The following is a 9,652-nucleotide window of genomic DNA, read 5'->3' on the forward strand; positions in this document are numbered from 1 at the left end:
TACGGGGCGATCATCGTGTTCATCGGCATCCGCAACCTGCTGTCCAAAGAGCAGCGGTTCCTGCCGAAATGGCTGCTCGCGATCATCGTCGCGGCGGCTGGGCTCATCCAGGGCATGTTCGTGTCGGGTGGGGCGTTCCTCGTTATCTACGCCGTGCAGAAGATGAAGGACAAGCAGCAATTCCGCGCCACGCTTTCCGCGTTGTGGGCCATCCTGAACTTTCTGTATGCCCTGCTTGCCTTCACTCAGGGGCATTTCACGGGCGATGTGGTGCTCACCGTGGGCATCTGCATCCCCATCGCCATCGTGGCGAACATCCTGGGCCAGGTCATCCAGAAGCACATCAGCCAGGAGAAGTTCCTCAAACTTACCTACGTCCTGCTGCTGCTGGTTGGCCTCGTGCTGCTCATCACGTCCTAGCGGGGAGAAAAATCTCGGTTGCAATAGAGAACTTCGTTCAACAAAACGAAAATCTCGGTTGCAATAGAGATTTCCTTCCAAAACAGTAAGAATCTCGGTTGCGATAGAGATTTCGCTTCAATCATGTTAAAATCTCTATTGCAACCGAGATTTTAACGGAAGACATGAATCATGGAATACGCACCCCGCCCCACTTATGAAAACGAGCTCAAAGCGCTTCGCAATACCGAGGACATTAAGGTTCTCGTGGGCGTTCGTCGCTGCGGCAAATCGACGTTACTGCGGTGGCTCCAAGGCGACCTGCTCGATAGCGGCGTCGGGGCGGGCAACGTGTTCTACCGGCGCATGGACTTATTCGGCATGCCGACGAACCCGAACGCCGAATGGCTGGTGAACGAGATATCGGCTGCAATCGAAAAGAGCGACCCTGAAAAGCCGTTCTATGTGCTTCTCGATGAGATTCAGGACGTAGACGGCTGGGAGCGCGTTGTTCGTCAGCTGCACACAAGGCCGAATACCGATGTGTATATCACGGGGTCAAATGCCTATGTCCTCTCTTCCGATCTTGCAACGCTTATAGGGGGGCGTTATGTGGAGATGAAGGTGCAGCCGCTTTCGCTTTCCGAGTATCTTTCTTTCTCTTCCTATTACGACGTGCATTTCCCGAATGAGGACTCGGCATTTGCGGAATACTTGCGTTACGGAGGCATGCCGGCCTTGTTTCACCAAAAAGAACGAGACCAGGATCGTATGGCCCAGCTGCTGCGTACGGTGTACGAAACGATTATCCTCAATGACGTGGTGGAACGCACGAAAATCGGTGATGTGGACTTGCTTTCGAAGCTTGTTCGCTACGTGTTCACAACCTCGGGGTCGCTTTTCTCTGCGAACAAGATTGCCAACACGCTGACAAGCTACGGTCGCAAGACTCGAATCGAAACAGTGGAAGCGTATCTACGTGCGTTGGTCGATGCTTTGATCCTTCACGCGTGCGAGCAGGTCGGGTTGTCGGGCAAGGATATTTTGCGTCCGCAGCGTAAGTTCTACCCGGTGGATACGGGATTGAGAAACCTCGCAAGTGGATTCGTCTCGGGGGACATTGGCTTTCAGATTGAAAATGTGGTTTGCAACGAGCTTCTGCGACGTGGCTGGAGCGTGTCGGTGGGCTCGCTTCGCGTTGGGGAAGTCGACTTCGTCGCCGAACGCGCGCAGAAGCGGATGTATATACAGGTGACGGAATCGCTTGTTGACCAGGGGGTGTATGAACGGGAAATATTCCCTCTCCGCTTGATTGGCGACTCGTGGCCCAAGTTTATCTTGACAGCCGATCGCCTTCGATGTGGCGTGACTGAAGAGGGGGTTGCCATAATAAACGTCATCGATTGGCTGCTGGATAGGTAGAGGAATGCTTGGGGTTTCTTTTTGCTCTGCTCCGTTTCTATCCTATTATTTCGCTCGGGAAACTTTTCTGTGATGGACCCCATTTAGTCGTACAATGGCGTCTAGATTCAAGGCTTTAACGAAAGGGGACTGCCATGTCTGCCATTCACTTGTTCCCGCGCGTGTTCGCATCGCTCGACGGCGGATCAACGCAGGATATCGTCGCGCGTCGCGCTGTCGCGATCGCCGCTGCCAATAACGCCGACCTGCTGTTCGGCCACGTCGTCGACTCCGTTCCGTTCGAGGCGAACGGCGCCGACTTCGACGCGCTGTGCGAGTCGCGCAAAGAGCAGCTCGAGGCCGACCTTGCCGACATCCTGGAAGAGGCGAGGAAGAACCCCGACATCAAATCGGTCGATCTTCAGGTGCGCGCCGGCCGCATCACCGATACGCTGTCCGAGCAGCTCATCGAGCCCTTCAAGCCCGACCTCGTCATCTGCGGCGAGCGCGGCCTGTCCAATATGCAGTACGCCTTCGTCGGCAGCGTCTCAAAGTATCTCATCCGCACTGTTCGCTGCGACGTTCATGTCGTCAAAGCGTAGTTAGAAAGGTTCTCCATGCTCAACCAACGCGCGACCGAGCTCGGCTCCGCCCCTAACAAGATTCGCGAGCTTTTCGCCTACGGCCTCAAGCGCAAGGCCGAGATCGGCGAGGAGAACGTGTTCGACTTCTCCATCGGCAACCCGAGTGTCCCAGCGCCCGACTCCGTCGCCGAGTCCATCGCCGAGCTGATCAAGGAGCCGCCCTGCGCGCTCCACGGCTACACGCCGTCTCCCGGCGCTGCCGGCCCGCGTCAGGCAGTGGCCGACAATATCAGCCGCCGTTTCGGCATCGAAGCTACGGCCGACCAGGTCTATCTTACCGCTGGCGCCGCCGCTGGCCTCGCCATCAGCATCTATGCGATTACCAATCCCGGGGACGAGATCATGGTGATCGCTCCGTACTTCCCCGAGTATGCCGTGTGGGCCGAGACCGCCGGCTGCACGACGATTGAGGTGCCGGCGCATGAGCCCGATTTCCAGATGGACATCGACGCCATCGATGCCGCCTTCACGCCGAAGACCGCGGGCATCATCATCAACTCGCCGAACAACCCGGTGGGCGCTGTCTACACGCGCGATAATCTCGAGGCGCTCGCTGCGCTGCTCTCGCGCAAGGAAGAGGAGTATGGACACCCGATTTACCTGATCAGCGACGAACCGTACCGCGAGATCACCTATGGTGCCGAGGTTCCCTACGTGCCCACGATTTACAAGCGCACCATCGTCTGCTACTCGTATTCCAAGTCGCTGTCGCTCCCGGGCGAGCGCATCGGCTACATCTACGTGTCCAACCTCATGGACAACGCGAAGGAGGTCTACACGGCGGTGAGTGGCGCGGGTCGCGCGCTTGGCTTCATCTGCACGGCCGTGCTGTTCCAGCGTGTGATGGAGAAATGCGTGAACGAGCCCTCCGACGTCGAGGCCTATCGCGCAAACCGCGAGCTGCTCACGAAGGGCCTTTCCGAGTTGGGCTACGAGTTCGTCGAGCCCGATGGGGCATTCTATCTGTGGGTTCGCGCGCTTGAGCCCGATGACGAGGCGTTTTGCGAAAAGGCGAAGGCTCATGAGCTTCTGCTTGTGCCCGCCACGTGCTTCAAGTCCCACGGCTGGGTGCGCATCAGCTACTGCGTGTCCGCCGATGTCATCAAACGCTCCATGCCCGCTTTCAAGGCGCTTATGGAGGAATATAAGTAGCGCGCTTGGCTTTCGGCCGAGGGCGGTTCGCGGCAAGTCGGTCGCGAACCGCCCTTTTTGTTGTGCCCTTGCTTCGGGTGTGCGTTCCCGTCTCCGCCAGGCGCCCTGACCCCGAAGCGAGACCCCGGGTCCAGTCTCTGCCCCAGGCCGCAACCCTAGGACGTGTACTTCTCCATGTAATCGAGGATTTCCTGGCGCGAGTGCAGGCCGGTTTTCGCGTAGATGCGCTTGATGTGGGCATGCGCCGTCCCCGGGCTGATGAACAGCTCCTCAGCCACGCGCTTTTGCGTCCAGCCGAGTGCGTAAAGCGAAAGCACTTCGATCTCTCGCTCGGAAAGCAGGAACTGCTTGCCGACCTCTTCAGCGTTGTGGCGCATAGTGGCCTGCCGCACATCGGCCAGGCTTTCGTGATGCTCGTCGAGGCCCATGATTTTTACGACGGGGCTTGCTTGCGCAGCCTCTTGCTGATGGGCCATCTCTTCTTCGGGTATGGCCTCGAATTTGCGCACGTTCAGGAAGTTAATGAATGCGACCTGGGTCGAAATCACGATCATCGTGAACACGGCGGCGAGCATCAGAAGGTCGTTTTGCGACACTGCCGTCACATTGATGAGTGTGATGCGGGCGATGCCTCGGCATCCGAGCCAGACGATCCATCCAGCAATCGCATAGTAGTAAGGGCAGCGCCAGCCGTAGCTCATGAACGCGAGGATGATGTACCACGAGAAGGCGACGAGCAGCGCATTGAGGTTGGTCGTGAAGATGGCGCCGATATCGAGCGCGTCGGGCCAAGCCGAATAGCACAAAAGAGCGATGCAGGCGAGCGCTTCCATGACGACGAAGATGCCGACGGTCATGACGCGATGGTGCCGCCTGCACGCGAACAAGATAATCGCGACGCAAAATGCGAGGATAAGTACAAGATCGGCGAATCGCGTTGTCGCCCGAAATGCGATCGGCGATCCATCGGGGTACCCGCGCAAAAAGCCGTCGGCACACGCAAGCACGCCGATGCTCACGGAGATGGTGGCGAGGAAGACCTTCGACGTCATGGTGTTCTTCGTGAAACTGAAGAAGTCGTTCTCGCTGGAAATCGTCTTGATGTCGCAGGCGAGGGGCTTCTTTCGGGCGAGCGTTATGCAGGGAAACTGCAGCAGCACAAGCGCCACTGCGTAGAAGCTGGAGATGCCTTTCGCCATGAATATCGAGGCAAAGATGAGCAGCTCGCTTACAAACAGCGCGCCGAATGCGTATATGACGGCGGTTGTCGCGGTGCAATCGCGTGCGCGGCGCAGCCAGTACGACATGCAAGCGAGGCCGCCCAATGTGCAAAGCGTGCTTGCAAGAAAGTGGTTCGCGGCCGTATTCGTCTCAGCAGGCCCGATTTCCAGCAGACCTGTCATGACGAGGGAAAACGCCTCAAGGAGAATCGATGCAAAGGCGATGCCCCTCACGACGCGATGCGAAAGATGGCACTTTGTGATGGCAATCAGAAGCCACAGCACCGCTAAAATCGCGAGCGCGACGAGCATGACTCCGTCGGAAAAGACGCCCTCGTCGCTGTGACGATAGCTGCCATAACTGCCGATGATGAGCCCCGCGCGGCAAAGGGCAAGACCCAGAATCGACCAAGCGAGCGGTTTGTGCCGGACAATCACAGCACTGATGCTCTCCATTTTTTCGGCTGGAAAGACTGTGGATTCTTCGGAAGGAGTCTTTTGATTTTGGGTGCACGAAAGGGAAGGCGACGATTGGTTCGTCTTTCCAGTCATGCTATCCCCTGCTTTCATAGCGGCCTTTGAACAGGCGCGATTGTTTTTTATCCCCAAAGAGGGTATGTCCCCCTGCCAAAAACTGGCATCATAATAGCATCAATTTGTTTCGATTCGGAGTCTTGACATGATTATCCGTAAATCAAGATTTTCGGTTGAGGGAGAGGGAAGCTATGGGGGACGGACGAGACATTTATCGTGAACCAGCCGAGCGCGCGCTCATTCGCACTGCCGACGTGTATCAAACGAATCTCGACGAAGGCGTTGCGGGGTATTCCGACACGCTGCTGTCGATCGTTGCCAATTTCACCAACTCTGGCAAACCGGAGGGCTTTAACGCGGAATCCATGGTGGGCAAATCGAAGCGCGGCGAAGTGGCGCTGCGCCTGTTCGCCGTTGTCGGCGAGCCCGAAGACGGTGGTGAGCCTCGCTTCCTGCGCGCTGGGTTCAAGACGCGTGGATGCCTTGCCATGACCGCCTGCGCAAGCGTCATCTGCGCGATGATCGAGGGCAAGACGTTCTCGGAGGCGCTTGCGATCACGCCCGACGACGTGAAGGCTGCCGTCGACGGCGTGCCCTACGACAAAGCGCATACCACAGTGTTCGCGGTCGAGGGCGTGCGCGGTCTGATTGGCGACTGGTATTACCGCGGCGGCATAACGCTCGCCGAACTTAACGAGAAGTTGCCGTGCGATACGAGCTTGGTCGCGTGCCTTCTGTGCGAGCACTGCTCGTTGCGCGACACGCGCCTCGACATGATGGTCGACGAAGCGCGTGCGAAGGCGGCGGATGCGTAATGGCTGTTGAGGATACGCAGGCTGCGGCGGCAGCTCCCGAGGAAGGGCTCTCGCAGGGAATTTTGACGGAGGCTGCATGCGACGAGGGTCCCGATGCGGCTTCTTGTGGGGAAGGCTCGGATGCTGAAGCCAGCGCGACTCCCGAAGCTGGTGCGTCCGAGGTTGCTGCGACCGGTACCGCGGGTGCGGTCGACTCGGCTGCTTCGGACGATGTGCTTGGTGAGACAGGAGAAGGTGACGTGCCAGCTGCGGCACCCGAAGCTGACGACTCCTCCGAGGCGCAGCAGGCAGAGCCCACTCCCGAAGAGCGCGAGCTAGCCGAAAACAATGCGCTCGCCGACGTGTTCGACGATGTGCGCCGCCAATCCTCCGACAGCCAGCTCGTTGTGCCGAGCAGATGGGTTGACCTGGGATTAATCCCCGGCCATATGACTTCAGACGAGTTCGAGATGCTCGTGTACGAGTACCTCGAGGACTACCGTCGCGACCACAAGGACGAAATCGCGGCGGAAAAGGCGGAGCGTGCGCGCAAGGCGAACTCTGTCCGGTCGGCCACGCGCGCCGTGGGCGTTCCCCCGAAGATCCCCAATCGTCGATTGAAGCAGATCGAGGAAGACGAGAAGGCGGCCGCGGAGAAGGCTGCGCGCGAGGCGTCCGAGGCCGAGGCGGGGAAGGCAGGTTTGGCATCTGGCACCGCTGCGGATAAGGCCGCCGCCCCCGTTGCCGAGGTCGCTCCTGACCAGCCCGCCGATGTTGCTACCGCTTCTGAGTCCTCCGCGTCATCCCAGGTCATGGCCGATTCCTCCGTGCGCGCCGACGCAATGGAGGCTCCTGTGCCCCACGTGAGCGAGACGGCTTCTGCCGCACCCGAAGCCTCTGCTGAGCCTTCGACGGACGCTGCTGCAGCCGACGATGGCCCCTTCGCCGGCCTGAAGCTTCCCGAAGGTTACAAGCTCGTGGAACTTGAGGGGGAATATGTGCTGGTGCCCGACGAGGACGCCGCGCCGGTGAAGAAGGAGATCCACTGCGAGCACATCGTCACGTTGGTGGGGCAGCACAGCTACTACCTGTACGACTCCGACCTCATGACGAAGAGCTATGCGCACTGGGCGTTTCTGGCGGCCGAGGACAATCCAATGGCAACGTTTGTCGATTGCGTGCGCGAGGACGGGCGCATTTATCCTCGTCCTTTCGCTGCGGAAGACTTGGCCAACCCTCCCTTCCGCATGAGCGCGAGCAAGGTCGAGGACACGTGGGCCGAGCTCCAGAAGTCGGGCGAGTACCCCGACATCGAACGCTGCGAAGCCTCCAACGGCGACGTCTACTTCTTCTCGACGCTCTATATGGATCGCACGCTTGCCGAATCCCTCGCGGAATATCGGTCGGTGGAGCGCCTCTCGAACGTGTAACAACTGCGTGGCAGCGGGGCGGGCACCGAGTTTTGCGCGCTTGCCCTGCCGCCCGCTTCTGCCCGCGCCCGCCAGTCGTCCGTGCAGCCGCGAGCAGCTAGCCGACCGGTGCCGGGGTTGTTGCCCCTCCTCGGCGGCTTAAGCTCTCCGACGGCGGCTGCGGTTAAAGCTCGCTGCGCTTCTCCAGGGCGCGAACCACCTTCACGTCGGCAGGGAGCCAGTCGACGCTTTCGATGTGCGCGAGGTCGAGCCACTTCGCGGCGTGATGTTCAAGCAGTTGAAACGATGCGTCCTTAAGCGTGCAGAGGTAACATTTCATGTTCAGATGGAACGTCGGGTAATCGTGCTCGACCTGCACGAGGAAATCCCTTACCGCGATTTCGGCGTTGAGCTCCTCCTTGATTTCGCGGACGATTGCCTGTTCAGGGGTTTCTCCTGCTTCGACTTTTCCGCCCGGGAATTCCCATCCGCCCTCGAACTCCCCATAGCCTCGCTGGGTCGCGAGGATTTCGTCACCCTTCTCGATGATGGCTGCCACTACGTCGATGGTCTTCATTTCCGTGCCTCCCAGATGCTTGCGCGATTTCGGTTTCGATCGTAGCTTGAAAAGGCGGGCAGGCAAAGATCTGCTCGCGATATTCTCGCATTCTGCGCATGGGAACGGCAGTGGGTGCCTGGCGGGGGTACGGGCGCTCGCGCATCTTTCCCCAACAACAAGAAGAGCCTCCGAAGAGGCTCTTCTTGCGGGTAGGGCTACCTTCTACGTCGGATGCGACTCATTCAGGGAGGTTTGCGGCGGCTCGGGGCTTCGCGCCATGCAAGCCGCCGCCTTCGTCGCATCGCTTACGGAAGGAGGTTCAGGTTCTTGAGGTCTTCCTCGACGTCGCTCATGCCGTAGTACTCGAGGCAGTCGGCCGTCGGGCAACCGAGTTCGCTGTCCCAGCCGAACTTCTCGTAGAGCATCGTGAGGCCCTTCTGGAAGTCTTGCTTCTCCATCTTGTCGGTGCCTTCGGTGAAGGGCTGCTTGTCCGGGTCCTTCGTGAACGGCCACTCGGTCATGACGTCGTGGATGTTGCGGAAGTCGTTGCAACCCATGTTGCCGTTCTTGTCCTTCATGCCGCGAGCGGTGTTCGCGCGCTGCAGCGTGATGATCTTCGCGGCAGCCTTGTACAGGTCGTCGGTGGTGACGTCCTTGCCGGTGGCAGCCTTGTAGAACTTCGCCTCGAGGTCGAGGTCGCCACGGTAGTTGCGGCTCTTCGAGGGGCTTTGAGCCATCGGCCACACCCAGTTGCACAGCGTGAGCGAGTCATGCAGCACGTCGGTGACGATGGACCACCAGCAGAAGTTCGCCTTGTGCTCGTTCATCGGCGTGTAGTTCTTCTCCTTGTCAAGCGCGTCCTCGCCGCCCCACAGTTCGGCTGCGATTTCCTGCTTGAGCTCATGCGGAAGGCCGCACTGCAGCATGTTCTGGTGCGAGTGAATCATCGGGTCGCGGTTGAAGATCATATTCAGCAGGCCGCCGACCTGGCCGTAAGACTCGATAGCGTGGTGAACCGGCCAGCCGCGGTAGTTGATGAGGCAGCTTGCCGTGGTGTCGAACCACTCCATGTCGTTCCAGCGCTTGCACCACACGATCGGGCCATGGCCGAGGTAGGACATCTCGTTGTCGTTCTTGGCGATGTGCGTGAGCAGCTCGACCATGATGGTCGGGTCGTTGTTCTCAAACTTCTTCCAGTCGAACATGTTGTACTCATCGGCCGGCAGGTTCTTCTCGAAGATGCCCTTGGCAACGCAGTGCGCGATGTCGCGGTAGATCTGCGCGTAGTTGCACCACATGCCCAGATCGTCCATCGTGCCGCCGACGACCTGGTCCCAGATGAGGCCGTCCTCGGTGCCCGATTTGATCGACGTGTGGTCGCCCAAGATCTTCGTCATATAGATGGAGAACGGGAAGTTCGGCACGCAGGTGTTGCCGGTGATCTCGTAGCCGCCGTTGGCCTTGGAGTTCGGGACGCGCATGTCGGAGTAGCAGTGAATCGGGCAGCTGTGGCAGCCGTTCATCTTGATGGTGTACTTCT

General features: G+C 59.2%; 9 protein-coding genes. 6 read left to right on the forward strand and 3 right to left on the reverse strand.

The window, feature by feature from the left end:
• From Q0G18_RS07830 to Q0G18_RS07845, 4 genes are all read left to right on the forward strand, one after another.
• A partial coding sequence (locus Q0G18_RS07830; RefSeq protein ID WP_297151666.1) for a TSUP family transporter occupies positions 1–420 on the forward strand: 420 nt, incomplete at its 5' end.
• Between the two features lie 171 nt (positions 421–591).
• Positions 592–1,821, forward strand: coding sequence for an ATP-binding protein (locus Q0G18_RS07835; protein ID WP_297151670.1), 1,230 nt, complete (start codon positions 592–594; stop codon positions 1,819–1,821).
• Positions 1,822–1,955: 134 nt separating this feature from the next.
• Positions 1,956–2,402 (forward strand): universal stress protein, encoded by a 447-nt coding sequence (locus tag Q0G18_RS07840; protein ID WP_297151675.1) that lies wholly within the window; start codon positions 1,956–1,958, stop codon positions 2,400–2,402.
• A 15-nt stretch (positions 2,403–2,417) separates the two neighbouring features.
• A complete protein-coding gene (locus tag Q0G18_RS07845) occupies positions 2,418–3,596 on the forward strand; it encodes a pyridoxal phosphate-dependent aminotransferase (protein ID WP_297151677.1) in 1,179 nt (392 codons plus the stop codon).
• A gap of 155 nt (positions 3,597–3,751) precedes the next feature.
• Here the strand turns inward: Q0G18_RS07845 and Q0G18_RS07850 are convergent, their stop codons facing one another.
• A complete protein-coding gene (locus Q0G18_RS07850; protein WP_297151680.1) occupies positions 3,752–5,254 on the reverse strand; it encodes a LuxR C-terminal-related transcriptional regulator in 1,503 nt (500 codons plus the stop codon).
• A gap of 287 nt (positions 5,255–5,541) precedes the next feature.
• Here Q0G18_RS07850 and Q0G18_RS07855 point away from each other — a divergent pair, with 287 nt between their 5' ends.
• A complete protein-coding gene (locus Q0G18_RS07855) occupies positions 5,542–6,165 on the forward strand; it encodes an iron-sulfur cluster assembly scaffold protein (RefSeq protein ID WP_297151683.1) in 624 nt (207 codons plus the stop codon).
• The gene (locus Q0G18_RS07860; RefSeq protein WP_297151687.1) at positions 6,165–7,574 is read left to right on the forward strand and encodes a hypothetical protein; all 1,410 of its coding nucleotides are present in this window, start codon (positions 6,165–6,167) and stop codon (positions 7,572–7,574) included. Before Q0G18_RS07855 ends, Q0G18_RS07860 begins: the two co-directional genes overlap by 1 nt.
• 163 nt (positions 7,575–7,737) lie before the next feature.
• Here the strand turns inward: Q0G18_RS07860 and Q0G18_RS07865 are convergent, their stop codons facing one another.
• Both Q0G18_RS07865 and Q0G18_RS07870 read right to left on the reverse strand, forming a co-directional pair.
• Entirely contained in the window at positions 7,738–8,130 is a 393-nt protein-coding gene (locus Q0G18_RS07865; RefSeq protein ID WP_297151690.1) for a (deoxy)nucleoside triphosphate pyrophosphohydrolase, read from the reverse strand.
• A gap of 287 nt (positions 8,131–8,417) precedes the next feature.
• A partial coding sequence (locus Q0G18_RS07870; protein WP_297151694.1) for an aldehyde ferredoxin oxidoreductase C-terminal domain-containing protein occupies positions 8,418–9,652 on the reverse strand: 1,235 nt, incomplete at its 5' end.

This window comes from uncultured Ellagibacter sp. (assembly GCF_934636505.1).
GTDB lineage: Bacteria > Actinomycetota > Coriobacteriia > Coriobacteriales > Eggerthellaceae > Ellagibacter.

Excerpts from the sequence above, each read along its gene's own strand:
- Q0G18_RS07840 (WP_297151675.1), top strand. The coding sequence starts at position 1,956 with ATGTCTGCCATTCACTTGTTCCCGCGCGTGTTCGCATCGCTCGACGGC.
- Q0G18_RS07855 (WP_297151683.1), top strand. The coding sequence starts at position 5,542 with ATGGGGGACGGACGAGACATTTATCGTGAACCAGCCGAGCGCGCGCTC.
- Q0G18_RS07860 (WP_297151687.1), top strand. The coding sequence starts at position 6,165 with ATGGCTGTTGAGGATACGCAGGCTGCGGCGGCAGCTCCCGAGGAAGGG.
- Q0G18_RS07865 (WP_297151690.1), bottom strand. The coding sequence starts at position 8,130 with ATGAAGACCATCGACGTAGTGGCAGCCATCATCGAGAAGGGTGACGAA.
- Q0G18_RS07835 (WP_297151670.1), top strand. The coding sequence starts at position 592 with ATGGAATACGCACCCCGCCCCACTTATGAAAACGAGCTCAAAGCGCTT.
- Q0G18_RS07845 (WP_297151677.1), top strand. The coding sequence starts at position 2,418 with ATGCTCAACCAACGCGCGACCGAGCTCGGCTCCGCCCCTAACAAGATT.